General features: G+C 70.7%; 18 protein-coding genes, 4 pseudogenes and 2 riboswitches. Of the genes and pseudogenes, 12 read left to right on the top strand and 10 right to left on the bottom strand.

Features of this window, described 5'->3' with window-relative positions:
- Positions 1–7: 7 nt before the first annotated feature.
- Genes ACZ4SA_RS12250 through ACZ4SA_RS12240 form a run of 3 tightly spaced genes read right to left on the bottom strand, consistent with a single transcriptional unit; the run spans position 8 to position 2,936 of the window.
- Complete coding sequence (locus ACZ4SA_RS12250) at positions 8–826, bottom strand: ABC transporter ATP-binding protein (RefSeq protein WP_468272887.1); 819 nt, start codon at positions 824–826, stop codon at positions 8–10.
- Positions 823–1,899, bottom strand: a complete 1,077-nt coding sequence (locus tag ACZ4SA_RS12245) for a FecCD family ABC transporter permease (protein WP_468272884.1) — start codon at positions 1,897–1,899, stop codon at positions 823–825. Before ACZ4SA_RS12245 ends, ACZ4SA_RS12250 begins: the two co-directional genes overlap by 4 nt.
- Positions 1,896–2,936: an ABC transporter substrate-binding protein gene (locus ACZ4SA_RS12240; protein WP_468272881.1), complete on the bottom strand. Its 1,041-nt coding sequence runs from the start codon at positions 2,934–2,936 to the stop codon at positions 1,896–1,898. The genes ACZ4SA_RS12245 and ACZ4SA_RS12240 overlap by 4 nt, the downstream gene beginning before the upstream one ends.
- Before the next feature lie 40 nt (positions 2,937–2,976).
- A riboswitch (cobalamin riboswitch) is annotated at positions 2,977–3,183 on the bottom strand.
- 363 nt (positions 3,184–3,546) lie between these two features.
- On the opposite strand from ACZ4SA_RS12240, the gene ACZ4SA_RS12235 reads away from it, so the two are divergent.
- The 3 genes from ACZ4SA_RS12235 to ACZ4SA_RS12225 all read left to right on the top strand — a co-directional run bounded on the left by ACZ4SA_RS12235 (position 3,547) and on the right by ACZ4SA_RS12225 (position 7,691).
- Positions 3,547–4,521 (top strand): iron-siderophore ABC transporter substrate-binding protein, encoded by a 975-nt coding sequence (locus ACZ4SA_RS12235; RefSeq protein ID WP_468273145.1) that lies wholly within the window; start codon positions 3,547–3,549, stop codon positions 4,519–4,521.
- Positions 4,522–4,536: 15 nt separating this feature from the next.
- Positions 4,537–6,600: an iron ABC transporter permease gene (locus tag ACZ4SA_RS12230; protein ID WP_468272878.1), complete on the top strand. Its 2,064-nt coding sequence runs from the start codon at positions 4,537–4,539 to the stop codon at positions 6,598–6,600.
- Between the two features lie 341 nt (positions 6,601–6,941).
- On the top strand, positions 6,942–7,691 hold the full coding sequence (locus tag ACZ4SA_RS12225; protein ID WP_468272875.1) for an ABC transporter substrate-binding protein: 750 nt from the start codon (positions 6,942–6,944) through the stop codon (positions 7,689–7,691).
- Positions 7,692–7,790: 99 nt separating this feature from the next.
- Here ACZ4SA_RS12225 and metE read toward each other — a convergent pair whose 3' ends face one another.
- From metE to ACZ4SA_RS12210, 3 genes and pseudogenes are all read right to left on the bottom strand, one after another.
- Entirely contained in the window at positions 7,791–10,109 is a 2,319-nt protein-coding gene (gene metE, locus ACZ4SA_RS12220) for a 5-methyltetrahydropteroyltriglutamate--homocysteine S-methyltransferase (protein ID WP_468272872.1), read from the bottom strand.
- A 179-nt stretch (positions 10,110–10,288) separates the two neighbouring features.
- A riboswitch (cobalamin riboswitch) is annotated at positions 10,289–10,485 on the bottom strand.
- A gap of 189 nt (positions 10,486–10,674) precedes the next feature.
- A pseudogene (locus ACZ4SA_RS12215) lies at positions 10,675–10,923 on the bottom strand (3-hydroxyacyl-CoA dehydrogenase family protein); the annotation flags it as partial.
- Positions 10,916–11,305: pseudogene (locus ACZ4SA_RS12210) on the bottom strand (isocitrate lyase); the annotation flags it as partial. The pseudogenes ACZ4SA_RS12210 and ACZ4SA_RS12215, both read right to left, overlap by 8 nt.
- On the opposite strand from ACZ4SA_RS12210, the pseudogene ACZ4SA_RS12205 reads away from it, so the two are divergent.
- Positions 11,299–11,715: pseudogene (locus ACZ4SA_RS12205) on the top strand (short-chain fatty acyl-CoA regulator family protein); the annotation flags it as partial. The pseudogenes ACZ4SA_RS12210 and ACZ4SA_RS12205 overlap by 7 nt on opposite strands.
- 34 nt (positions 11,716–11,749) lie before the next feature.
- On the opposite strand, the gene ACZ4SA_RS12200 reads toward ACZ4SA_RS12205, so the two are convergent.
- Complete coding sequence (locus tag ACZ4SA_RS12200) at positions 11,750–11,899, bottom strand: hypothetical protein (protein WP_468272870.1); 150 nt, start codon at positions 11,897–11,899, stop codon at positions 11,750–11,752.
- Positions 11,900–12,117: 218 nt separating this feature from the next.
- Here ACZ4SA_RS12200 and ACZ4SA_RS12195 point away from each other — a divergent pair, with 218 nt between their 5' ends.
- From ACZ4SA_RS12195 to ACZ4SA_RS12160, 8 genes are all read left to right on the top strand, one after another.
- Positions 12,118–13,497, top strand: a complete 1,380-nt coding sequence (locus ACZ4SA_RS12195) for an alanine racemase (protein ID WP_468272867.1) — start codon at positions 12,118–12,120, stop codon at positions 13,495–13,497.
- Between the two features lie 29 nt (positions 13,498–13,526).
- Positions 13,527–14,525 (top strand): ornithine cyclodeaminase, encoded by a 999-nt coding sequence (locus ACZ4SA_RS12190; RefSeq protein WP_468272865.1) that lies wholly within the window; start codon positions 13,527–13,529, stop codon positions 14,523–14,525.
- On the top strand, positions 14,522–15,982 hold the full coding sequence (locus ACZ4SA_RS12185) for an MATE family efflux transporter (RefSeq protein WP_468272862.1): 1,461 nt from the start codon (positions 14,522–14,524) through the stop codon (positions 15,980–15,982). The genes ACZ4SA_RS12190 and ACZ4SA_RS12185 overlap by 4 nt, the downstream gene beginning before the upstream one ends.
- Positions 15,979–17,121, top strand: a complete 1,143-nt coding sequence (hisC, locus tag ACZ4SA_RS12180) for a histidinol-phosphate transaminase (RefSeq protein WP_468272859.1) — start codon at positions 15,979–15,981, stop codon at positions 17,119–17,121. The genes ACZ4SA_RS12185 and hisC overlap by 4 nt, the downstream gene beginning before the upstream one ends.
- On the top strand, positions 17,118–18,101 hold the full coding sequence (locus ACZ4SA_RS12175; RefSeq protein ID WP_468272857.1) for a PLP-dependent cysteine synthase family protein: 984 nt from the start codon (positions 17,118–17,120) through the stop codon (positions 18,099–18,101). Before hisC ends, ACZ4SA_RS12175 begins: the two co-directional genes overlap by 4 nt.
- 149 nt (positions 18,102–18,250) lie before the next feature.
- Complete coding sequence (locus tag ACZ4SA_RS12170; protein ID WP_468272855.1) at positions 18,251–19,276, top strand: ABC transporter substrate-binding protein; 1,026 nt, start codon at positions 18,251–18,253, stop codon at positions 19,274–19,276.
- 82 nt (positions 19,277–19,358) lie between these two features.
- The gene (locus tag ACZ4SA_RS12165; RefSeq protein WP_468273143.1) at positions 19,359–20,387 is read left to right on the top strand and encodes a FecCD family ABC transporter permease; all 1,029 of its coding nucleotides are present in this window, start codon (positions 19,359–19,361) and stop codon (positions 20,385–20,387) included.
- Complete coding sequence (locus ACZ4SA_RS12160) at positions 20,387–21,199, top strand: ABC transporter ATP-binding protein (RefSeq protein ID WP_468272852.1); 813 nt, start codon at positions 20,387–20,389, stop codon at positions 21,197–21,199. Before ACZ4SA_RS12165 ends, ACZ4SA_RS12160 begins: the two co-directional genes overlap by 1 nt.
- A 117-nt stretch (positions 21,200–21,316) precedes the next feature.
- Here the strand turns inward: ACZ4SA_RS12160 and ACZ4SA_RS12155 are convergent.
- The 3 genes and pseudogenes from ACZ4SA_RS12155 to ACZ4SA_RS12145 form a co-directional block, all read right to left on the bottom strand.
- Positions 21,317–21,478, bottom strand: a pseudogene (locus ACZ4SA_RS12155) (GTP-binding protein); the annotation flags it as partial.
- Between the two features lie 253 nt (positions 21,479–21,731).
- Complete coding sequence (locus tag ACZ4SA_RS12150; RefSeq protein ID WP_468272849.1) at positions 21,732–22,727, bottom strand: MBL fold metallo-hydrolase; 996 nt, start codon at positions 22,725–22,727, stop codon at positions 21,732–21,734.
- An 11-nt stretch (positions 22,728–22,738) separates the two neighbouring features.
- Positions 22,739–24,061 (bottom strand): MFS transporter, encoded by a 1,323-nt coding sequence (locus ACZ4SA_RS12145; protein ID WP_468272847.1) that lies wholly within the window; start codon positions 24,059–24,061, stop codon positions 22,739–22,741.
- Positions 24,062–24,129 lie beyond the last annotated feature (68 nt).

Below are 24,129 nucleotides of genomic sequence, written 5' to 3'. Positions count from 1 at the left end.
AGGACCATCACTTCCCGGCGACCGTCCCCAGGAAGCGGATGTGCGGCCGGTCGCCGGACCCGGCACGGGTCACCGTGGCCCGTACCCCGTAGACGTCGGCGATCAGGGACTCGGTGAGGGTGGCGGCCGGAGTGCCGGCGGCCACCGCTCGTCCGTTCCGCAGGACGACGACCTGATCGCAGTACATGGCGGCCAGATTGAGGTCGTGCAGGGCGACGACACTGGTGACGGGCAGTTCGGCGACGAGGTGCAGCAGGTCGAGCTGGTGGTGGATGTCGAGGTGGTTGGTCGGTTCGTCCAGCAGCAGTTCACGGGGCTCCTGGGCGAGGGCGCGGGCGATCTGTGCGCGCTGGCGTTCGCCGCCGGAGAGCGTGTGCCAGGGCTGGCCGGCGCGGTCGGTCAGGCCGGTGCGCTCCAGGGCGGTGCGTACGGCGTTCTCGTCCGCCTCGGTGGCGGGGGTCCAGGCGCGGCGGTGCGGGATGCGGCCGAGGCGTACGACGTCGAGGACGGTCAACTCGACAAGGGCGTCCGCCTGCTGCTCGACGACCGCCACGCGCCGGGCTACGGGGCGGCGGCCCCAGTCGGGCAGGGGGCGTCCGTCGAGGGTGACGACCCCGGAGGTGGGGGCGAGGACGCCGGACAGCAGCCGCAGCAATGTGGACTTCCCGGAGCCGTTGGGGCCGAGCAGTCCGGTCACGGAGCCGGGGCGGGGGGTGATGCTGACACCGTCGAGGATCAGCCGTCCGTCGATGGAGCGTCTGACGCGGTCGGCGGCGAGGGTGGACAGCTGCGCCGCGGCCGCCTGCTCATCCGTACCGGCGGTCATCGCGTCCTCCTCGTGCTCGTGCTCGTGCGGTACAGGACCAGGACGAACGCCGGGACGCCGACAAGGGAAGTCACCACGCCGACCGGTACCTCCTGGGGGTCGAGGACGGTACGGGCCAGGGTGTCGGCCCACACCAGGAACACCGCCCCGGCCAGCGCGGTGACCGGCAGCAGGCGGCCGTGCCCCGGGCCCACAAGGGCGCGTGCGGCGTGCGGCAGGACGAGCCCGACGAAGCCGATCGCGCCCGCCGCGCTGACCAGAGCGGCCGTCAGCAGCGCGGTCACGCACAGCAGCACCAGCCGGGTCCGGGCGACCGCGACGCCGAGGGTGGCCGCCGCGTCCTGGCCGAAGGCGAAGGCGTCCAGCGTGCGCGCGTACCCGAGACACACCACCAGCGCGAGTGCCAGGACGGCCAGGCAGAGCCACACCTCGCTCCAGCCGGCCCCGCTGAGCGACCCGAGCAGCCAGAACAGCACGCCCCTGGTGGTCTCCGCGTCGGCGGCCGTCATCACCACGAACGAGGTCAGCGCGGAGAACAGTTGCATGGCGGCCACCCCGGACAGCACCACCCGGTCCGTGGCCCCGCCGAGGGTGTGGCTGAGCAGCAGCACCAGCGCGAACGAGCCGAGCGCGCCCACGAACGCGCCCCCCGAGATGGACAGAACACCGCCCCCCGCACCGAGGACGACCACGACGACGGCGCCGGTCGACGCTCCGGAGGAGACCCCGAGGACGAACGGGTCGGCGAGCGGGTTGCGCAGCAGCGACTGCATCACCGCCCCGCACACGGCGAGCCCGGCCCCGCACACCGCGGCGAGCAGGGTGCGCGGCAGCCGCAGGTTCCACACGATGCCGTTTCGGATCGGGGACAACTCCGTCGTGCCCCATCCCAGATGGGAGGCGACCGCGGACCAGACGTCGCCGACGCCGATGTCCGCCGGGCCGATGGTGACGGCCACGGCGACGGATGCCGCGAGCACCGCCAGCCCGGTGCCCAGGCCGGCCGCGGTCCGCAGGGTACCGGCGGCGGACCGCGGCGGGCGGGCCGCGGGCCTGTGCAGAGCGGTGGTCATCCGCCGAGTCCGTACTCGCGCAGCGCGGCGGCGACCTTCTCGACTCCCTCGACGGTGCGGATCGTGGGGTTCATGGCCTGCCCGCTGAGCAGCACGTACCGGTTGTTCTTCACCGCGTCCATGTTCCGCGTCGCCGCATTGGACTCCAGGAACGCGATCTTCTTCGCGGCGGTCTCCGCGGTCTGCGACTTACGGGTGAGGTCGCCGATGACCAGCACGCCGGGGTTGCGGTCGGCGACGGTCTCCCAGTTGATCTGGGGCCACTCCTGCGTACTGTCGTCGAAGACGTTCTTCGCGCCGAGCGTGTTCGTGATGATGCCGGGTGCGCCGCAGCAGCCTGCCATGTAGGGGGACTCCTGGTTGGCGAACCAGTACAGGATCGTGGTGTCCTTGGCGTCGATCCCGGAGGTGGCCTTGGTAACCCGGTCGTTCAGCTCCGTGACCAGCTTCTCGCCGCGCTCCTCCACCCCGAAGGTCCGGGCCAGTTCACGCACCTCGCGATAGACGGTGTCCATGGCCAGCGGCTTCGTCCGTGAGCCGTCGCCGTCGCCGCTGTTGTCCTTGCCCTCGCAGTCGGCGGGCGAGAGATACGTCGGCACTCCGAGTTCCTCGAACTTCTCGCGTGGGGCAACCCCGCCCTTGCTGAGGGTGGAGGCGAAGGAGGAGGCGACGAAGTCCGGCTCGGTGTTCAGGACCTTCTCGAACGACGGCGCGTTGTCGGCGAGCCGGGGCACCTTCGCGTTGGGCTTCTCCAGCCCCTTCATGACCGGGTCGGTCCAGGTGGCGGTGCCCACCATCCGGTCGGCAAGCCCGAGGGAGAGCATGATCTCGGTGGTGCCCTGGTTCAGGGACACGGCCCGCTTCGGCGGGGCCTCGACCGTCGCTTTCTGCCCGCAGTTGTCGAGTGTGACAGCCCGGGCCCCGGCTTCGGCGGACTTCCCTGACGCGTCGGACGACGAGCCCGAACCGCACGCGGTCAGCAACAGGGCCCCGGTCAGGAGCAGAAGGGAACAGTGGGCGGGACGTGACAGCTGCACGTTGGCTTCCTAGGCGTCGGGGCCCATGCGCGGGGCCCGTTCGGACGGTCGGCTGCCAGCAGGTCTTCGGACTCGGGATCATCCTGACGGGGCACCTTCCCAGACCCGGCCATGGCCGGGTCCAGTGGTTGTCGCCCCGCCCGTCACCCTCACCGCTGCGCGTCAGTTCCGGACTCTCACCGGATTCCCTGACCCGTGCACGCGGACGTCCGTGTGCACGAGTGCGACTGGCGCCCGGAAGTTACCACGGCCTTACCTACTTCCGCCGGAGTGTCTGCGGTACTCGCGGTCGCCGGCAGCGCGATCCGGAGTGTCACCGGCAGGATGCGAACCCGCGCGCGGCTCAGGAGAAAAGGCCGTGCCCACTACCGCGCCAGCTCCGCTTGACCAGCCCACGCTGCGCATGGGCCCAAGCCGTGTTCGAACTTTTTGGGGGCGATGGGCACGGCACTGGACGCTGCGGCGATCTCGGGGAAGCCTCCTCCGTCCTGTACAGGGAGGGACGGGTGGTCGGCTGTGACGCTCGTTTGACGCTCCGAGCGCCTGCACGCGGTATGGCAAGCCGAAAAACCTGCTCTGACGGGTGAAGCCCGAAGAACGCGCAGCAGCCCTGGCCAGTGCTGTGACCGGCTCCGCGATCCGCCCGGCGAGCTCCGCCTGCGGGACCACCGAGCCCCCCGCCGACGACAGGGCGAAGAACACCGCCGAGAAGATCACCCTCACCGACGCCTCCGGCCAGAAGGTCGTCCTGAACGGTCCGGCCAAGAAGGTCGTCGGTACCGAGTGGCACGAGGTCGAGCTGCTGATCTCGCTGGGCGTGGACCCGGTCGGCGTCGCCGACGTCAAGGGCTACAAGACCTGGGACAGCGCGGTCCCGCTGAAGAACGAGCCCAAGGACGTCGGCACCCGCGGCGAGCCCAGCATGGACACCATCGCCGCCCTGCAGCCGGACCTCATCGTCGCCAGCACCGACCTGCCGCCGGCCGCCGTGAAGCAACTGCGCAAGGTCGCCCCGGTGGTGGAGGTGAAGTCGGCCAACGCGGCCGACCCGATCGGGCAGATGACGAAGAACCTCGATCTGCTCGCCCAGGCCACCGGCACCACCGAGAAGGCCGGCGAACTCAAGAAGCAGTTCGAGGCGAAGATCAAGGAGGGCAAGGAGACTCTCGCGGGAGCCGGGCTCGCGGGTGCGAAGTACGCCTTCGCCGACGGGTACGTCGTCTCCAACCAGACGTCGATCCGCCCGTTCACCAGCGGCTCGCTCATCGGCGCGGTCAACGAGGAGCTCGGCCTGAAGAACGACTGGTCGGTCAAGGGCGACCCGGCGTACGGCCTCGGCACGACGGACGTCGAGGGCCTGACCAAGCTGGGCGCCGACGTGCACTTCGCCTACATCGGCAACGACGGCGACCAGAACAGCACCCCGTTCACCGGCGCCCTCGCCAAGGACAAGGTGTGGACCTCGCTGCCGTTCGTCAAGAAGGGCAACGTCCACCGCCTCCCCGACGGCATCTGGATGTTCGGCGGTCCCGAGTCGATGAACAAGTACGTCGACTCCGTCGTCGCCGAGCTGACGAAGAAGTAGGGAAGAAGCAGCACCATGGCCGTCACCGCGACCACCCCCGCCACCCGTCCGTCGGCGGCCACGTCCCGCACGGCCGCGGCCGCGGTGACGGCCGCACTGCTCCTCCTCGTCGCGGGCCTCGCACTCGTCGACATCACCCAGGGCACCGCCTCCGTCGGCGCCACCGAGGTCTTCAAGGCCCTCACAGGCCGCGCCGACGCCGCCGACGCGTCCGTCGTCATCGCCTCGCGGCTGCCGAGGATGACGGCGGGGCTGCTCGTCGGGGTCGTCCTCGGCATGGCGGGCGCCGCCCTGCAGGCGGTCAGCCGCAACGTCCTCGCCGCGCCCGACACCCTCGCCATCAACGCCGGCTCCTACTTCGCCCTCGGGCTCACCGCCGCCACCGGCCTCTCGCTCCCGCTGTTCGCCTCCTCCGGCATCGCCTTCGCCGGCGGACTCACCGCCGCGGCCGTCGTGCTCGGATTGTCCGGCCTGGGCTCCGGCACCATCCGCCTCGTGCTGGTCGGCAGTGCCCTGACCCTCGGTCTGACCGCCATGACCGAGGGACTGGTCCTGCTGTTCCCCCAGGAAGCCGAGGGCGTCTACCACTGGAACCAGGGAAGCATCTCCCAGAACGGTTTCGACGGCGTCCTGCAGATGGCGCCCATCGGTGTCATCAGCCTCCTCGGGCTGCTGCTCCTCGCCCGCCGGGTCGACGCCCTGGCCCTCGGCGACGACGCCGCCCGCGGCCTCGGCGTACCCGTCCGCGCCACCCGCATGACCGCGGTCGTGCTCGCGGCCCTGCTCGCCGCGGCCGCCGTCACCCTGGCCGGTCCGGTCGGTTTCGTCGGCCTGTGCGCCCCGGCACTCGTCCGTCCCCTCGCCCACAGGTTCCGCGGCTTCGCGCGGTCCCGTATCGGCATACCGGTCGCGGGTCTCGTCGGCGCCGGGCTCGTGCTCGGCGCGGACGTGCTGCTGCGCACCCTCGTGCCGGCGGACACGGCCGTCGCCGTGCCGACCGGCGTCGTGACCAGCCTTGTCGGGGCCGTCTTCGTGATGGTCATGGCCGCGCGGCTGCGGGACACCGCCGGCGTCGCCACCGACCGGCTGCGCATCAGGAGCCGCGCGGCCCTTCTCGCCGTCACGGCCGCCCTGGTCGCGGCATTCGTGGGCGTGACCATCGCGGCCGTCCTCCTCGGCGACGCCAAGCTGCTCCTCGGCGACGTCACCAACTGGGCACTGGGCCGGGCCGGACAGACCATCGGCTTCGTCCTTGACACCCGCGTGCCCCGGGTCCTCGCCGCCCTCCTCGCGGGCGCCGCCCTCGCCCTGGCCGGGACGCTCGTCCAGGCCGTGACCCGCAACCCGCTCGCCGAGCCCGGCATCATGGGCGTCTCCGGCGGCGCCGCGCTCGGCGCCGTGCTCCTCGTGACCACCGTGCCCCTGGCCAGCGGGTGGGGCGTGGCCGGTGCCGCGTGCGCGGGCGCCGCGGGCGCCTCCGTCCTGCTCTTCGGGCTCGCCGCGCGGGGCGGGTTTCAGCAGACCCGGCTCGTTCTCGTCGGATTCGCCATCCACTCGGGGGCGGCCGCCCTGGTCAGCCTGCTCATCATTCTCACCGACCCGTTCAACGCCACGAAGGCGCTCACCTGGCTGTCCGGCTCCACATACGGCCGGACCCTGCCCGACGTGGTGCCCCTCGCCGTCGCACTCGCCGTGGGCGTGGCCGTCGCGGTCGCTCGGCGCACCGAACTCGACCTCGTCTCACTCGACGAGGACACCCCACGACTCCTCGGCCTCGACCTCGGACGCGGGCGCCTCGGCTTCCTCGTCCTGAGCGTGCTGCTCAGCGCCACCGCCGTGGCCGCCGCCGGAACCATCGGCTTCGTGGGACTCGTCGCCCCGCACGCGGCCCGCGCCCTCGTGGGCCGCCAACACGCCCGCGTGGTGCCCGTCGCGGTGCTCCTCGGCGCCGTCCTCGTGTGCACCGCGGACCTGGTGGGCCGCACCGTCATCGCACCGGCCCAGCTCGGCGCCGGTCTGATGACCGCTGTGATCGGCACGCCGTACTTCCTCTACCTGCTGGTGCGTGGCCGCAGATAGGGAAGTGCCGCAACCGATGCGGCGACGTGGTTCCGGATTCGCGAACACGTCCGCGAGCGAGGTCGACGGGGCGGCCCAACGCCGTCGACGGCGGCGGGGATTCGAGGCCGCCACCCTCGCCGCCGAGGCCACCCCGACACCGCTACCGGGCGCCGCCCGGCCTTGTTCCGTGTCGTCGAAGGACGAGGACGCCGCCCGTAAGGATCTGGCACGTCTGGTACGGCGAGTGGCTGCGCACCGTTCTGTGGCTGCTGTGACTCCCGGTCGCGGCACTGCTGCCGACCCCGGCTGCTGCCGCCCGCTCAGCGGGCTGAGCGCCTGGGCGCACCGACACGGCGCGAGTGCGTCTCCCTGCCGGGCTGGGCGGTCCGGGGCCGCCGGCCGGGTGGCCGCCCCCTGGCCGGCGCGGCCAGGACCGCCGGCGCCCTCGCCCTCACCGGCTGCGGGCGGGCACCGGATCGGGCAGCGGCGGTTCGGCGGACGGCAAGACGAAGCCCCAGCGCGGCGGGCAGTTCCGGGCCCTCTTCACCGGGGGCGGGGAACAGGAGACGATCGACCCGCACGCGGAGTCGCTGGCCATCGACATGGCCCGCACCAAGGCGCTGTTCGACCGGCTCGTGGAGTTGGACGGGAACATGGCGCCGGTGCCGAGGCCGGCCGAGAAGTGGGAGTCCAACGCCGACACGACGGTGTGGCGGTTCACCCTGCGGGACGCCACGTTCCACGACGGGAAGAAGCTCACCCCTGAGGACGTGCTCTTCAGCTTCGCCCGCATCCTTGACCCGAAGGCGACCACGCACTTCGCGCAGGGCCTGCTGTCGGTCGTCGACCTGAAGCAGAGCCGCGCCGCCGGTAAGAGCACCCTCGAACTCCGGCTGAACCGGCCGAGCGCCGAACTCCCCGGTCTGCTGGGCACGTTGGGCACCCCGATCGTCAGCTCCCGTTACTCCGACCCCGCCAAGCCGGCCGGCACCGGTGCGTTCCGGCTGAAGTCCTTCCAGGCCGGGGCGACGACGCGCGGCCGGTCCCGCCCCGCCACGGCACCGCGCACCCGGTCGAGCCGGGCCCGCAGCTCCGCCCGACGCCGGTGAGGGCCAAAGCCGCGAGATCCTACCGTGGCTGAAATCGTGCGCACCAGTGGCCGGTGGGCCGGGGCCCCTCGAGGCGCCCCGGCCCACACGACACCGTGGTCAGGAAGCGGCCAGCTCGCCGCGCACGGTGCGCGCGGCGGTGACCAGGTTCTCCAGGGAGGCCCGGGTCTCGGGCCAGGCGCGGGTCTTCAGGCCGCAGTCGGGGTTGACCCACAGTCGTTCGGCCGGGATCGCCTTCAGGCCCGTGCGCAGCAGCGCGGCGGCCTCCTCCGTGCTGGGAACGCGCGGCGAGTGGATGTCGTACACACCGGGACCGGCCTCGCGCGGGTATCCGTGGGCGGCGAGTTCGCGGGCGACCTGCATGTGGGAGCGGGCCGCCTCCAGGCTGATGACGTCGGCGTCGAGGTCGTCGATGGCTTGGACGATGTCGCCGAACTCGGCGTAGCACATGTGGGTGTGGATCTGGGTGTCCGGGCGGACGCCGGCGGTGGTGAGCCGGAAGGCTTCCGTAGCCCATGCCAGATAGCCAGAGTGGTCCGCGGCGCGCAGCGGCAGCGTCTCGCGCAGTGCGGGCTCGTCCACCTGGATCACCGATGTGCCCGCGGCCTCCAGGTCGTTCACCTCGTCGCGCAGGGCGAGGGCGACCTGGCGGGCCGTCTCGCCGAGGGGCTGGTCGTCGCGGACGAAGGACCAGGCCAGCATCGTGACCGGGCCGGTGAGCATGCCCTTCACAGGGCGCGAGGTGAGGGACTGGGCGTACGACGTCCAGCGCACCGTCATCGGCTCGGGCCGCGAGATGTCGCCGGCCAGGATCGGCGGGCGGACGTACCGGGTGCCGTAGGACTGGACCCAGCCGTGCTGGGTGGCGAGGTAGCCGGTGAGCTGCTCGGCGAAGTACTGGACCATGTCGTTGCGTTCGGGCTCGCCGTGCACCAGGACGTCGATGCCGGTCTTCTCCTGGAAGGAGATGACCTCCTGGATCTCCGCCTTGATGCGTTCCTCGTAGCCGGCGGTGTCGATCCGCCCGGCGCGCAAGTCCGCCCGCGCGACGCGCAGTTCGCCGGTCTGCGGGAACGACCCGATGGTAGTGGTCGGCAGCAGCGGCAGCCCGAGATGGCCGCGCTGGGCCGCGGCACGTTCGCCGTACGGCTGGGACCGGCGCGTGTCGGCGTCCGTGACGGCCTCGGCACGGTTGCGTACGGCCGGGTCGCGGGTGATCGGCGAGCCCGCGCGGGAGGCCAAGTCGGCGCGATTGGCGGCGAGTTCGGCGGTGATGGCGTCGGTGCCCTGGGCGAGGCCCCGCCCGAGGGTGACGATCTCGGCGGTCTTCTGCTTCGCGAAGGCCAGCCAGCGCAGGATCTGCGGCTCGATGTCCCACTCGGACGCGGTGTCGAGCGGCACGTGGAGGAGGGAGCAGGAGGCGGCGACGTCGACCCGGTCCGCCAAGCCCAGCAGGGTGCCGAGGATGGACAGGGACTTCGACAGATCGTTGATCCAGATGTTGCGGCCGTTGACGACACCGGCGACCAGTCGCTTGCCGGGCAGACCGCCGACGACGGCGAGCGCGTCCAGGTTGGCCGCGGCGGCCTCGGTGAAGTCCAGGGCGAGGCCCTCGACCGGGGCCTTCGCCAGCACCGGCAGTGCCTTGCCGAGCCGGTCGAAGTACGAGGCGACCAGCAGCTTCGGCCGGTCGGTCAGCGCCCCGAGGTCGCAGTAGGCGCGCTCGACGGAGTTCAGTTCCGCAGGGAAGCGGTCCTGCACGAAGGCGGGCTCGTCCAGCTGCACCCACTCGGCGCCAGCCACGCGCAGGTCGGCGAGCACCTCGGCGTACACCGGCAGCAGACGGTCGAGCAGGGTCAGCGGTTCGAAGTCCGTGGGGACGCCCGGTGCGGGCTTGGCGAGGAGCAGGTAGGTGACGGGGCCGACCAGGACCGGGCGGGCGGTCAGGCCCAGCGCCAGGGCCTCCTTCAGCTCGGCGACCTGATTCGTCGAGTCTGCCGTGAACACGGTGTCCGGGCCCAACTCGGGCACGAGGTAGTGGTAGTTGGTGTCGAACCACTTGGTCATTTCCAGCGGCGCGACGTCCTGGGTGCCACGGGCCATGGCGAAGTAGCCATCAACGGCGTCGGCCTCGACGGCGGCGCGGTGGCGCTCGGGGATCGCGCCGACCATGACGGTGGTGTCGAGGACGTGGTCGTAGTACGAGAAGTCACCGGTCGGCACTTCGTGGATGCCGGCGTCGGCGAGCTGCCGCCAGTTGGCGGCGCGCAGGTCGGCGGCTGTGGAGCGGAGGGCGTCGGCGGTGACGCGGCCATTCCAGTAGCCCTCGATCGCTTTCTTCAGTTCCCGGTTCTGTCCCTGGCGGGGGTAGCCGTAGACGGTGGCCCGTGCTGCCGCGGCTGCGGACTTGCTGGTCACGGAGATCTCCTTCGCGAGACGATTCCCTGAGATCCCGGAGACGGGACGAGAACGCGAAGGGATGACGAACCGGACGGAACCGACCTCGCGCGACAAAGCGCGGTCGTCCGCCTGGTATGTACGCCGACCCGCCCTCGAGGTCACCGAGATCTCCGTGCGCGGAATGGTCCGCGCACGGGCAGTTGGCAGGTCTTCGGACTCGCGAGCACGTCCTCCTGGCCGGAGGACACCTACTGGCCGTCGCTTCCCAGGTCCGGTACGTCGGGCCCAGTGCGTATGACGGCGGTCGTTCCCGCTCACCGCTGCGGGGCAGTCCCGGATTCCCACCGGGTTCCCTCTTGCGACGCCCCGCCTGGCGGACGGGGCGAACCAGCTGCTCCGGCCACCCTAGGGGGTGTCGCCCCTCAGCCGTCCAGGATCTGGAAGGTGACACAGAGCACGTCGGAGGAGGAACGCCGAGGGGCGGGAAGCGCCGCGCTCGCGCTTCTCGCCCTTCCCCTGTCCACCGCCGGGACCCTCACCCCGGCGGCCGTGCGGGCCCCTCAGCCCGCGTCGTACCAGGCCCTCAGCCCTGGTCGTAGGTGTGGAAGCCCCGGCCGGTCTTTCGGCCCAGCAGTCCTGCCTCCACCATCCGCTGGAGCAGCGGGGGAGGGGCGTAGAGGGGTTCCTTGAACTCGTCGTAGAGCGACTCGGCGACGAACGCGACGGTGTCCAGGCCGATCAGGTCGGCGAGTTTCAGCGGGCCCATGGGGTGGGCGCAGCCGAGCTCCATGCCGGTGTCGATGTCGGTGGCGGTGGCGAAGCCGGATTCGGCCTGCACCGGCGGCGATCATCGCCTTGGTCAGCTCGAAGGCGTTCAGCGGGCCGCCGAAGCCGGCCTCCGCGTCCGCGACGATCGGCGCCAGCCAGTCGGTCGTGTCGCCGGCGTTCTCGGCGGTGGCGATCTGGTCGGCGCGCAGCAGCGCGTTGTTGATCCGACGCACCACCTGCGGGACGGAGTTGGCCGGGTAGAGACTCTGGTCGTAGTAGGTGTGGCCTGCCTGGTTGGCGTCGGCGGCGACCTGCCAGCCGGACAGGTAGATCGCCTGCAGGCCCGCCTTGACCTGCTGGACCGCCTGACCGCCGGTGAGCGCGCCGAGGGCGTGGATGTAGTCCCGCTCGTGCAGCTGCCGCCACAGCCGCTCGGCGCCGGGCCGGCGGCACCTGCCCGCTGTGGAACGTGTACGAGTCCTTCGCCGCCCCCGGCCGCATCCACGTCCAGGTGGCCGAGATGCCCGACGGGCAGCGCTACCTGTGGACGGCCCGCGCGGTCACCCGGCACCGCGGCGGCTGGGGCGAACCCGGCAAGACGTACGCGATCGGCCTGGGCTGCGAGATCCGCCACGCCCACCGCCTCGTCTACTCCGATGGCCTCGACCTCGACAACGCCTCGGCCACCACCCCGATCGGCATGGGCTGCCGGGTCTGCGAACGCCTCGACTGCCCCCAGCGCGCCGCACCGCCGCTCGGCCGCGCCCTGCGCATCGACCCGGACAGCAGCACCTTCGTCCCCTACCCGGTGACCGACCCCGACGCACGGCCGGACCGAGGGGCGGGCCGCGGGTAGGGCCGGTGCCCGACGCCCCGGCCGCTTCCGGCTTCTAGACGACTCCGGGCGTCACCAAGCCCGGTACGGGGCGTGGCCTGCCGTCGGCATCGATGGCGACGAACGTGAGCCGCCCGGTCGCGACCTCAGTACCGGGCCCGGCCGCGTTCCACCGCTCGGCGGTGACCCGGACCCCGACCGTCATGGACGTCCGCCCCGCACGTTCGAGTTCGGCGTGCACCGTGAGCAGCCGACGAACACCCCAGGCGTTCGGCTACCCCCCCAACTCGACCCGTCTGTGGAGTCCGACACGCATGGGAGGCGAAAACGACCATTCCATTACTTAACGCGGAGGTCATTCGGAGCATGTTGAAAATGAGTGTCATAATCATATAGAAGTATGGGGTGCTCATCCCTCGACAAGTGCTGGAGCGTCCGGCGGTCGCACCCCGGCCCTTCGCGCTCACCGCACTCCGGCATCCCCTCGTCTCCGCGCTCCTGGCGGATCACCGTGCCCTGCTGGCCGACCTCCTGGACGGCCTGGGGTCTCCCCTGCACGTCGTACTGCCCGAGGTCTTCGAGGACAACGTCGTCAGGCTTCGCCGGGCGTTCGCCGAGTCGGCCGCCGATACCGGGATCCTCTTCGCCAAGAAGGCGAACAAGGCTGACTGCTACGTTAGTTCGGCTGCAGCCCTGGGGATCGGGGTCGATGTCGCCAGCACCTCCGAACTGATCAAGGCGCTGGCCGGCGGAGTGCCCGGACACCGGATCGGAGTCTCCGGACCGGAGAAGGACGACACGCTGCACGCTCTCGCCGTTCAGCACGGCTGCCTGGTCGCCGTCGACTCGACCAGCGAACTCCGTCGGCTCGCCGCGACCGCCCGGCTCGCACGGAGACAGGCCGTGGTGCTGCTGCGGTCCCGGACCACCAGTCAACCGGCAAGCCGCTTCGGAATGTCCGACGCCGAGCGCGCGGCCGCCGTCGGTCTCTGCGCGGAACTCGCGGAACACATCAGCCTCCGAGGCTTCTCCTTCCACCTCAACGGCTACTCCAGCGCGGAACGCGCGACGGCGGCGAACGAGATGATCGAGCACTGCCTCGACGCCCGGCGGCGCGGCTCGACGACCGCCGAACTGGTCGACATCGGCGGCGGACTGCCGGTCCGCTACGTAGAACCTCGGCTCTGGAACGAGTTCCTCGCACAGAACGAACCGGCCCATTACCACGCGGCCAAGGACTTCGCCGACTTCTACCCGTACGGCGGCCAGCCCGCCGACCAGGCGGTCCGCGCGATCATGGCGTACCCGGTCGAGAGCGGCGAAAGCCTCGCCGCGAAGGCGGGACGCCACGGCATCCGGTTCGTCGTGGAGCCCGGCCGGGCCCTGCTGGACCAGGCGGGATTCACCCTCTTCCGCGTACAACAGGTGGACGACCGGCGGGAGTCCGACGGGTACGCGATCGTCACCGTCGCCGGAAGCAGCTTCAGCCTCTCCGAGCAGTGGTTCAACAGCGACTACCTCCCCGACCCGCTGCTGATGTCCGCCCGGCCGGGTGCCGACGAGCTGTTCCCGGCCTGTGTCGCGGGCTCGACCTGCCTGGAGAGCGACATGGTCACCTGGCGGAAGATCGGCTTCCCGCAGCCCGTACGCCGCGGTGACCACCTGGTCTACCTCAACACCGCCGGATACCAGATGGACTCCAACGAGTCGCCGTTCCACGACGCCCGCCTGCCGTCGAAGGTCGTCGTCCGTCTGGGCGACGGCGCAGCCGCCCCGCGCTGGCGGCTGGACGGCATCCGATGAGACCTCGAACCGAGCCACACACAACCCCCATGAAGGAGAAGACCCGCATGCCCCCGAGTTACGCCCCGCCCGGACAGCTGTGGCTGTTGCCGCAAGCGCAGCAGGAAGGACTGGACCTCGACCACCGGCGGGTGATCGAAGTCGTCGAGCGGGCCTACCGCGCGCTGCGTGAAGGCGGTTCGGACAACCCGGTCAAGACGATCATCGACGATCCCGGCCACCGCTCGCTCAGCTACTCGATGGTGGCGAGGGACGGCGGCAGCGGCACCGTCTGCTTCAAGGCCGTCTACGAGTTCGACCCGCGCCGCAGCCGGGACAGTTACCGCTTCCACTCGTTCGTCTTCCTCGTCGACGACACGACCGGGGCCCCCATCGCGCTCATGGACGTGGTGAAGCTCGGCCCCCTGCGGTCCTCGGCCACCACCGCCCTGTTCGCCCGCGCAGCATGTCCCGACGCGCGGACCGCCCTCGTCGTCGGCACCGGCGTCCAGGGGCAGGCGGCCCTGCCGATGCTGGTGGCGGCGATGCCGGAGCTGGAGCGTCTGCAGGTGTTCGGCACGTACCCCGAGGGTCTGCGCGCCGTCCAGGAGAGTGTCGAGGGCCGCGAGGTCGAGATCGTCAAGGACCTGCGGGAGGCCGCCGGCCAGGCGGACATCGTGATCGGCGCCGCCGGCCTGTCCGCCACGGAGGAGGTCCGGCGCGACTGGATGAAGCCAGGCTCGGTTGCCGTCCTGCTCGGGTACGGCGTGCACGCCGACGTGTGCCACGGCGCGGACTACCGGATCGCCACCGACACCGCCCAGATGCACGCCACCTGCGACGACCTGCGGGGCGAGGACGGCAACCTGCCGTCGGTCGACGCCCAGCTGCCGGACATCCTGCTCGGCCTGGCACCCGCCCGCCGTCGCCCGGAGGACGTGGTCTTCGCCTACAACAGCGGCATGGCGGTCACCGACGCCGCGCTCGGCCGGTACATAGCCGACCTCGCGCGAGCGGACGGGCGCGGGGAAAAGGTCAATTTCTGGTGAATACCGACACAACCGATACAGCCGACACGACCGACACGACCAGTACGAGGCCGACGGGATCGCCCGGCGGCGCCTGGTGGGTCAAGAACTCGGGCGCGCTGCTCAAGCTCGCCTTCCCGTTGATCCTGACCAACTTCGCCTATGTCGCGCTGACCACGGTCGACATCGTCATGCTGGGCAGGCTCGGCGCGGTCGAGATCGCCGCCGCCGGTCTGGCCATCGTGCTGTTCAACCAGCTACGCACGACCGGCACGGGCCTGGTGACCGGCGTCAGCAACCTGGTCGCCGAAGCCCGGGTGCGCGACGACGGCGAACGCGTCGGCGCGCTGCTGTTCGCGGGCTTCTTCTGGGCGACCGTCTGCGGTGTGGTGTTCTGCGCAGCACTGCTGCTCGTCGGCCCGCTGCTCGTCCTGCTGGGCCAGGACCCGACCGTGGTCGACAGGGCGGGCGAGTTCCTGATGGTCTTGGCGCCGGGGATGCTGCCCTGCCTGTGGTTCCAGAACCTGCGGCACTTCACCACCGGCCTCAAGCGGCCCGGCCCGCTGCTGGCCATCACGCTGGCCTCGGTCGGCGCGACCATCGGCCTGAACTACATCCTGATCTACGGGAAGTTCGGCCTGCCCGCGTTCGGATTCGTCGGCGTCGCGATCGCCACCGTCACGGTCTTCCTGCTGTCCTTCCTGGCGTTCGTCGCGGTGATCCTGCGCGACAGCACCCTCCGCCCGTACCTCACCTCGCCCCACGCGCGGCGCTGGAACGGGGACGCGGTTCGCTCGGTCTGGCGCCTCGGCCTGCCGATCTCAGGAACGTACGCTTCGGAGGCCGGCTTCTTCAGCGTGCTCACTCTGGTCATCGGCTCCCTGGGTGTCGAGGCCCTGGCCGCGCAGACGGTGCTCAACCAGATCGTCTACATCGTCTTCATGATCTCCGCCGGCGTCTCCCACGCGGCGTCCATCCTCATCAGTGAGGCCGACGGCCGCGAGGACTACCGGGAAGCCCGCGGGCTGGGGCTGCTCGGCACGGTCTGGGGTGTGATCGCGACGCTGCTGGTCGCCGTCGTGTACCTGGTGGTGCCGGACGCGATCGTGTCCCTGTTCATCTCCGCGGAGCACGCCGACAACGCGGACATCATCGCGCTGACCGTGACCGGACTGCTCATCGCCGCCCTCATGCAGGTCTTCGACGCGACCCAGAACATCGGCAACGGCATCCTGCGTGGCATCGGCGACACCGCCGGTCCCTTCCGGATCTCCCTCGTCGGCTACTGGCTGATCGGGCTGCCCGCGGGCTATCTGCTCGGGGTCACCGCCGGCTGGGGCGTCGAGGGCGTCTGGACCGGCCAGACCATCGGCCTCGCCGCCACCGCCGTTCTCCTTCTGGTCGCCTTCCTGCGCCGCGCCGACCGCCTCCACCGGAAGAAGTCCGGCGCACCCGTCACGGAACCGGAGCCGTCATGAACCCCGTTCTCACGCAGACCCCTTCCACTTCCCTGATACGCAGGGATGTGGCGGGACTACCGCTCTACGATCCCGGCGCCGACCCGGACGAGGTGGCCGCCCTCAGCGGCTCCGGCCGCGTCATCAAACTCTCCAACAACGAGAACCCGTTCGGCGTCTCCCCAGCGGTCGCCGAAGCCGTGCGGAAGGCCCTGGCCGACGGCGTCTCCCGCTACCCCGACCCCACCGGGCGGCGTCTCGCCGAGGCCGTCGGGAAGAGTCTGGACGTGCCGACCGACCGGGTCGTGCTCGGCAACGGCTCGGAGAACATCCTCGAGCTGCTCTGTCAGGCCGTCCTCGACCCCGGTGATCTGGTGGTCACCCAGGCGCCCGGTTTCAGCCTGCACGAGACTTTCCCCCGCGTCATGGGCGCCCAGGTCCGGAAGGTCCCGGTCACCGCCGAGTGCGGGTTCGACGTGGACGCCTGGCGCGACGCGCTCGCGGCGGGACCCAAGCTCGTCTTCCTCGCCAACCCGTGCAATCCCACCGGCGCGATGCTCGACGCCGGCGAGCTGGCGCAGATCGTGGCGGCCCTGTCGGAGTCGTCCCTGTTGGTACTCGACGAAGCGTACGGCGAGTTCGCCCGCTCCCGCCCCGGCTACCCCGACGGACTGGAGGCACTGCGCGGGCTGGACCGGCCGTGGATCGTGCTGCGTACCTTCTCCAAGGCGTACGGCCTGGCCGGCGTCCGCGTCGGCTACGGCATCGCCTCCGACCCGGCCCTGATCCAGGCCCTGGACCGGGTCCGTACCCCGTACAACGTCAACCACCCGGCGCAGGAGGCTGCCATCGCCGCGCTGGCGGACCAGGCGCACCTGGCGGACACGGTCCGCCGCACCGCCCTGGAGATCACCAGGGTCACCGACCGCTTGCGCGCCGCGGGACTGCGCGTGGTGCCGTCCTCGGCCAACTTCCTCTTCATCGACACCGGCCGGCCTGCCGACCATGTCGCCCGGGAGCTGCACCACGCCGGAATCATCGTCAAGGCGTGGCGCGAGCCGAGGTACGAGACCTACATCCGGGCCTCGCTGTCGACCCCCGGGGACAACGACGTCTTCGTCCGGTGTGTGACCGAGATCTGTGCGAAGGACAAGCCGTGATCACCAGCAAGATCTCCGACCTGATCGGGCGGACGCCACTGCTGAAGCTGCCTGTCGCGGAAGGCAGGGCTTCCGTCCTGCTGAAGCTGGAGCAGTTCAACCCCACCGGAACCGCCAAGATCCGGATGGCCCGGAACATGGTCGACGAGGCGGAGGAAGCCGGGCTTCTCGCCCCCGGCGGGTGGCTGGTCGAGTCCACCTCCGGCAACACCGGGCTCGGCCTCGCGCTCATCGCCGCCGAATGCGGCTACAAGTTCACCGCCGTGGTCGACAACCACTCCAGCGCGGACAAGCTGCGCGGCATGCTCGCCTACGGCGCCGACATCCTCAACGTCGCCGGGGACGAGGAAGGCCTCGCCACCGCCGAACGCGACACCACGGCCGAGCGGCTCGCCGCCGAGCACGGCGCCTACTGGACCGCGCAGCACCGCAACGAGGGCAACCCCAACGGCTACCGGCCGCTCGCCCGCGAGCTCCACGACGACCTGGGCGACGACATCGACTACCTGTACGGGGCCGTCGGCACCGGCGGCTCGCTCTGCGGCACCGGCCGCTTCCTGCGGGAGCGTATCCCCGACCTGAAGGTCATCGGCGTCGAGCCGGTGGGCTCCGTCGTCTTCGGCGGCGAGGGCGCGCCCTACCACCAGTCGGGCACTGGTACGCCGGCCGGCTCGGAGATCGGCTGTGTCGTCGACTACGACGTCTTCGACGAGGGGCTCAAGGTCAGCGACGCGGAGGCCTTCGAGACCTGCCGCTACCTCGCCAGGAACCTCGGTGTCCTGATCGGTGGTTCGGCGGGCGGCGTGGTGTACAAGGCCCTGGAGCGGGCGGAGTCCGCGTCCCCCGGCACCACGATCGTCGTCCTGGTCTGCGATGGCGGCGACAAGTACTTGGACACCGTGTTCAACGACGACTGGATGGCCGCCAACGGCCTGTTCGACGAGAGGGTCGTCCGCCGACTGGCCGCGATGCTGCGATAGCGCCGCGCGACGCCCGACGACGCAGTCGGGACGGTTCCCGGACGTCGAACCGCCCACCCGGGGCGCCGTGCTGACGCACTCTCCCGGCCGAGTGGCTCGGCCGCCACCACCTCTTCTGTCCCTTCGAACCACCTGGTACTGTGCACCCGATGAAAATGAAAACGATTTCCATAATAGGTACGACTCTGGCGGTGTTCGCAGTCGCGGGATGCGCCGACAACTCCACCTCCGGGTCGGACGGAAAGGCCTCGGCGACGCCGACGAGCGCGGCGGCCTACCCGTTCACCCTCAAGAACTGCGGCACCGACGTGACCTACAAGTCCGAGCCGAAGAAGGTCGTCACGCTCAACCAGACCGCCGCCGAGATCCTCATCCACCTCGGCGTGGGTGACCGGATCGTCGGCACGGGCTATGAGATCGAGAAGACGCCCCCCGCGATCGCCGCGCAGTACGAGAAGATCCCGCTCCTGTCCGCTCCCGGGGCGGAGATCAAGCACGAGAAGCTGCTGGAAGCCCAGCCGGACTTCGTCTACGGCTCCTTCGCGAGCATGTTCACCAAGGAGCAGTCCGGCGAACGCAAGCAGCTCCACGACCTGGGCGTCCCCACCTACCTGACCGAGTTCGACTGCACGTACCACGAGAGAGTGGCCGACGCGGACTTCACCATGCTGTTCGAGGAGTACCGCCGGCTCGGCAGGATCATGGGCGTGCCCGACACCGGCGAGAAGCTGGCCACCGAACAGCAGGCCGTGGTGGACAAGGCGGTGGGCACCGTCAAGAAGCGGGACAAGCCGCTCAAGGTGATGTGGTTCTACTCCACCTACGAGGGCACCCCGTGGGCCGCAGGCCCCGGCGGCCTGCCCCAGCACATCTCCGAACTCGTCGGGGTCGAGAACATCTTCGCCGACGCCAAGACCAAGTGGGCCGAGGTCAGCTGGGACGAGGTCGCCGCCCGCGACCCCGACGTCATCATCCTGGCCGACCTGACCCGAGGCGAACCCAACGACACCGCCAAGGAGAAGATCGACCTCCTCACGAAGGACCCCCTCACCAGCAAGCTCGCCGCCGTCAAGAGCGACCGATTCATCACCATCCCCGGCAGCCACATGGACCCCGGTTACGGCAGCGCGTCCGCCGTCCCCGCGCTGGTCGACGGCCTGAACAAACTCGGGTGACCCGTCCACCATCATGACGACGAGTTCACACGAGACCGCCGTGCGCACCGAAGCCCCGACCTCCCGCCGCGAAGGGGCTCCGGTGCGCCGGCGGCGCGCCCCTACGGCGGTGCTCCTGCTCCTGGCCGTGACCGCACTGCTGGTGTCGGTCGTCGCGGCGTCGCTGTTCGGGAGCGCGGACGTCCGGCCCCTGGACGTCGTCTCCACGATCCTCCGGCACATCGGCCTGGGCGGCCTCGCCCCCACCCCGGCACTGCCGGGACTCCTCGACGCCCTGATCTGGGAGTCCCGGTTCCCGCGAGTCCTGCTCGCCGCCGTCGTCGGGATGGCCCTTGCGGTCTCCGGCGCGGTCCTGCAAGCGGTGACCAGAAACCCCCTCGCCGACCCCTACCTGCTGGGAGTCTCCTCCGGAGCCTCCACCGGCGCGGTCGCCGTGCTCCTGCTGGGCATCGGCGGCAGCGTCTCCCTCTCCACCGGGGCGTTCGCCGGCGGCCTGGTCTCCTTCGGCCTGCTGCTGCTCCTGCTCGGCGGAGGGCGCGTCGCCAGTCCGTCCCGCGTGGTGCTGACCGGTGTGCTGGTGTCCCAGTTCTTCGCGGCGGTCACGTCGGTCATCCTCATGGTCAGCGGCGACGCGAACTCCACCCGCGGCTTCACCTACTGGCTGCTTGGCACCCTCGGCGGCGCCCGGTGGGAAGGCGTGACGGTCACCGTCTTGATCATCTTGATCGGCGTGATCGCCATACAGTTCTTCGCGCCCGCCCTCGACGCCTTCACCTTCGGGTGGGACTCCGCGGCCGCTCTCGGCATCAACGTCACCGCGGCCCGCGTCTGGCTCATGGTGCTGACCTCCGTCATCACGGCGGCCGCCGTCGCGGCCTCCGGCGCGATCGGCTTCATCGGCCTGCTCATCCCGCACGCCGTCCGCATCCTGGCCGGCCCGACGCACCGCTCGCTCCTTCCCCTGTCCGCGATCACCGGCGCCGTCTTCCTCATCTGGGTCGACGTGTTCGCGCGCACGGCGTTTGCGCCCCACGAACTGCCCGCCGGCGTCATCACCGCCCTTCTCGGGGCGCCCGCCTTCGCGCTGGTCCTGAAGCGTCTGGAGTCCTGATGGGACGCATCACCACCACCCACCTCTCCTGGTCGGTCAAGGACCAACGGCTGCTCCACGACATCGACATGGCAGCTCACGACGGAAGGGTCACCGGCCTCCTCGGACCCAACGGCTCCGGCAAGTCGACGCTGCTACGCCTGCTCGCAGGACTGCGCCGCCCCGACTCCGGAACCGTCCACTATGACGACACCGGACTCCAGGACCTCGGCCGCCGCGTGCTGGCCCGACGGCTCGCCGTCGTCGAACAGGACGTCACCGCCCACCACCACGTCACCGTCCGCCAAGTCGTCGAACTCGGCCGCACCCCCTTCCGCGGCCGATTCGACGCCCTCAATGAACACGACCGGCGGATCGTCGACGCGGCACTGGAGCGGACCGACCTCACCGACCGCCAGGACCGGAGCTGGCACACCCTCTCAGGAGGCGAGAAACAGCGCACCCAACTCGCCCGCGCCCTCGCGCAGGAGCCCCGGGAGATCCTGCTCGACGAACCCACCAACCATCTGGACATCCGCCACCAGCTCGAACTCCTGGACCTCCTGACAACACTGGACGTCACCTGCGTAGTCGCCCTGCACGACCTCAACCTCGCCGCCCGGTACTGCGACCACCTCGTCCTCCTCCAACGCGGGCAGGTGGTCGCATCGGGTACCCCAGAGAGCGTGCTGACCCCGGACCTGGTCAAGTCGGTCTACGGCGTCGAGGTGCTCGTCGACCGCGAACCCGCCACCGGCACCCTGCGCATCACCTACCTCGCCACCGCCACACGAGCAGCTGCCGTGCAGGCGACGCAGCCCGATCCCCGGTAGGGCCGTCGGCTGCCGGCCGGACGCCCGACCTCTGCTGACGACACTGACATGGCCACCGACTCAGTCGGTGGCCATGTCAGTGTCGTGCTTCGGGAACGGAACCGGGCCGCCTCGCCGCCGCACGAGTGCGGCGTCGATGTTGACCTCGCTCATGTCATTGACGATGACCGCGAACCGCAGCCCTTCGCGGTTGCTCAGGACGTGGTTGAGCAGCGTTGTCTAGCCCGCTCCGAGGAAGCAGGAGAGGACGGTGACCGGCAGGTGGTCGGACGGGGGCACGTTCTCAGCCCTCGGGGTGGACGAGGCCGCGCTCGTACGCCTTCACCAGGCGCAGGGCCCCGGCGGGTCGCCCTCGTTCGCGGCGCGCTGACGTGGCTGTCGCCCACGAGGGACAGCCGACAGCCGGTTTGTGCGAAGGGTGCAATCCGGTGATCGATGACAACTTCGTCCGGCCCCATCGGTGACGACCGAGCGCATGCCGGAGGAGTCTCATAGCCGCTCCCGGGCCGCCCGGTCGCGGACGCCCAGGACGTCACCCGCACGGACTCGGTGCGACTCGGTGCGCGGCACGTCCCGGGTGCTCCGATCCGCGTCGGCCGCCGATGGGCGTGACCCCTGAGGGAGCCGGGACCAGTCGGTACCCGCCGTCCTCGCGTCGCACGTGTCCGGCGGTCGGCGGCGGGAAGTGGCTTCCAAGCAGGAGAGTTGACGTACCGGCCAGTGAGTCGAGCACCTGGTTCCGGGTCCTGGCCGCGAGTTCGGGAGCGATGTCCACGCAGCTGCAGAGCTCCGGATGCGCCATCTGGACCGGGTGGTGGATGCTGTCGCCGGTGACCAGTGCGGTCTCGCCACGGCTGCTCAGTTCCACCGCTACCTGCCCCGGTGTGTGGCCGGGGGTGGGCAGCAGACGGATGCCCGGCGCGACGTCCGTGCCCTCGTCCGCGACATCGATGAGGTCGAACAGACCTGCTTCCCGGACGGGATGGACCGAGTCCCGGAACATCTGCCGACGCGCCTCCTCCATGTCGACACCCGCCCAGTAGTCCCACTCGGTGCGCGAGGCGAGATAGCGCGCGTTCGGGAAGGTGGGCACCCAGGCGTCGCCCTCGGCACGCGTGTTCCACCCCACGTGGTCGGCGTGGAGGTGGGTCAGGACCACGACGTCAACGCTCTCCGGCGCGAAGCCCGCCGCCCGTAGCCGTGCTTCGTAGTCGCTGTTCAGGTTGTGCCAGGCAGGGTTGGCGCGTCGCTTCCCGTTTCCGATGCCGGTGTCCACCAGCACCCGCATGCCGTCCACCTCGACGGCGAAGCTGTGACTCGCCAGGCGCAGGACGCCTTGTTCGTCGGCGAATTCGGGGCTCAGCCAGGGAGTCCGGCTCACGAGGTCGGTGGTCGCCCCGGGCAGCAGCCACGGACCGGTCTGGGCAGGCAGGACCACTTCGTCGATGCGTCGTACGGTGTGGTTGCCCACCGTCCACGCAGGGGCGGGGGAAGTGGTGGACTCGGTCGTCTGCGATGAGGTGAACACGGCGACTTTCCTTACCTGTTGTGGGTCGCGAGGACGGAGGTGTCTGGAGCGGGTGTGTCGGGTGAGGCGGGTGGGTAGTTGCTCGTTGCCGGGCCGGAGCGGGCCTCGGGAAACGGTGTCCGGCGCCGACTGCGCAGCGGCGCGGTCAGCGTCGCGACTGCGACTGTCGCCAGTACGGCCACGCAGCCGGCATAGGCCAGTGCTGCCGCACGCAGTCCGAAGCCGGCGGTGAGCGCGCCGGCGCCGATGGCGGGCAGACTCATCGCCAGGTAGCTGAGTACGTAATAGGACGCGAGCGTGCCGCCCTTCTCCCGGGCCGGAACCGAGTCGACGACCGCGCGCACCGCACCCTGGGAGACGGCTCCGAAGCCGAACCCGGCCAGCGCCGCCCCGGCGAAGAGAAGTACGGGGCCGGCGAAATAGAGGGCACCCAGGGTCAGGACGGCCGCCGGAATCACCGCGCAGCTCCCAAGAAGAGCGGAGACGTCGGCACGCATCCTGCGCATGAAGTACACCGTCGGGGCGGCGACGGCCGTCAGCGTGAAGAAGACCATGCCGCCCGCGTATTCGGGTCCGCCGGGGGAGATGAGCCGTGCGAAGCCCGGTCCCAGGGACGAGTAGAGGCCGCCGAGTGCCCAGACGGCGACGACGCCGGAGCCGTTGAGCAGGAGAGCGTGGGCGGCCGCCGACGGCAGCGCCAGGTGGGGCCGCGTCGAGCGCAGTGCTCCGGGACGGCGGCGGACGGTCTCGGACGTCGAGACGAGGGCGATGGCCTGCGCGGCGAACACAGCGATCAGGGCCGCGTACACCGTGATCGTCGGAGCGGGGGCGAAGCGCACCATGAGGGTGGCTGTCAGGACGCCGGCCGCCATGCCCGTCACCGGCGCGATGCTGTTGGCCAGAGCGGGGCGACCCGGCCGGGCGGGGTCTTCCAGGTCGAGGAGAGCCGCACCCGCTGCGCTGGTCGCCGCGCCGGTCGCGATGCCCTGCAGCACGCGGGCGCCGATCAGGGTGGTCAGGCCGCCGGCCGTCGCGAACAGTGCCATGGAGGCGACCTGGACCGCGAGCGCGCCCAGGAGCACGGGGCGGCGTCCGACATGGTCGGAAAGAGTTCCGGTCGTCAGTAGTGCGATCAGGAGCGCCAGCGCGTAGGCGCTGAAGACCACGGTGACGTTGAGGGCCGACAACTGCCACTGAGCCTGGTAGTGGGGGTACAGCGGGGTCGGCGCGCTGGATGCGGCGAGCAGCGCGATCAGGATCGAGGCGTGCAATGCGAATGGCAGGCGTCCGGATGAGGTGCGGGGAGACACGAGGCCCGCGGAGGCGCTCTGCATGAGGGTCCTTCCCGGGTTAAAAGCAATTGGTTTGCTTTAAGTCACCGTAGATCCTACGATCGACTAAA

The sequence above is a fragment of the Streptomyces sp. NPDC027962 genome (assembly GCF_055566095.1).
This window is presented reverse-complemented; position numbering and strand designations above follow the sequence as displayed.

What these genes read in the sequence shown, in the direction of transcription:
- ACZ4SA_RS12250 (WP_468272887.1), bottom strand. Translation starts at nt 826, where the DNA reads ATGACCGCCGGTACGGATGAGCAGGCGGCCGCGGCGCAGCTGTCCACC.
- ACZ4SA_RS12245 (WP_468272884.1), bottom strand. Translation starts at nt 1,899, where the DNA reads ATGACCACCGCTCTGCACAGGCCCGCGGCCCGCCCGCCGCGGTCCGCC.
- ACZ4SA_RS12230 (WP_468272878.1), top strand. Translation starts at nt 4,537, where the DNA reads ATGGCCGTCACCGCGACCACCCCCGCCACCCGTCCGTCGGCGGCCACG.
- ACZ4SA_RS12200 (WP_468272870.1), bottom strand. Translation starts at nt 11,899, where the DNA reads ATGACGGTCGGGGTCCGGGTCACCGCCGAGCGGTGGAACGCGGCCGGG.
- ACZ4SA_RS12190 (WP_468272865.1), top strand. Translation starts at nt 13,527, where the DNA reads ATGAAGGAGAAGACCCGCATGCCCCCGAGTTACGCCCCGCCCGGACAG.
- hisC (WP_468272859.1), top strand. Translation starts at nt 15,979, where the DNA reads ATGAACCCCGTTCTCACGCAGACCCCTTCCACTTCCCTGATACGCAGG.
- ACZ4SA_RS12170 (WP_468272855.1), top strand. Translation starts at nt 18,251, where the DNA reads ATGAAAATGAAAACGATTTCCATAATAGGTACGACTCTGGCGGTGTTC.
- ACZ4SA_RS12160 (WP_468272852.1), top strand. Translation starts at nt 20,387, where the DNA reads ATGGGACGCATCACCACCACCCACCTCTCCTGGTCGGTCAAGGACCAA.
- ACZ4SA_RS12145 (WP_468272847.1), bottom strand. Translation starts at nt 24,061, where the DNA reads ATGCAGAGCGCCTCCGCGGGCCTCGTGTCTCCCCGCACCTCATCCGGA.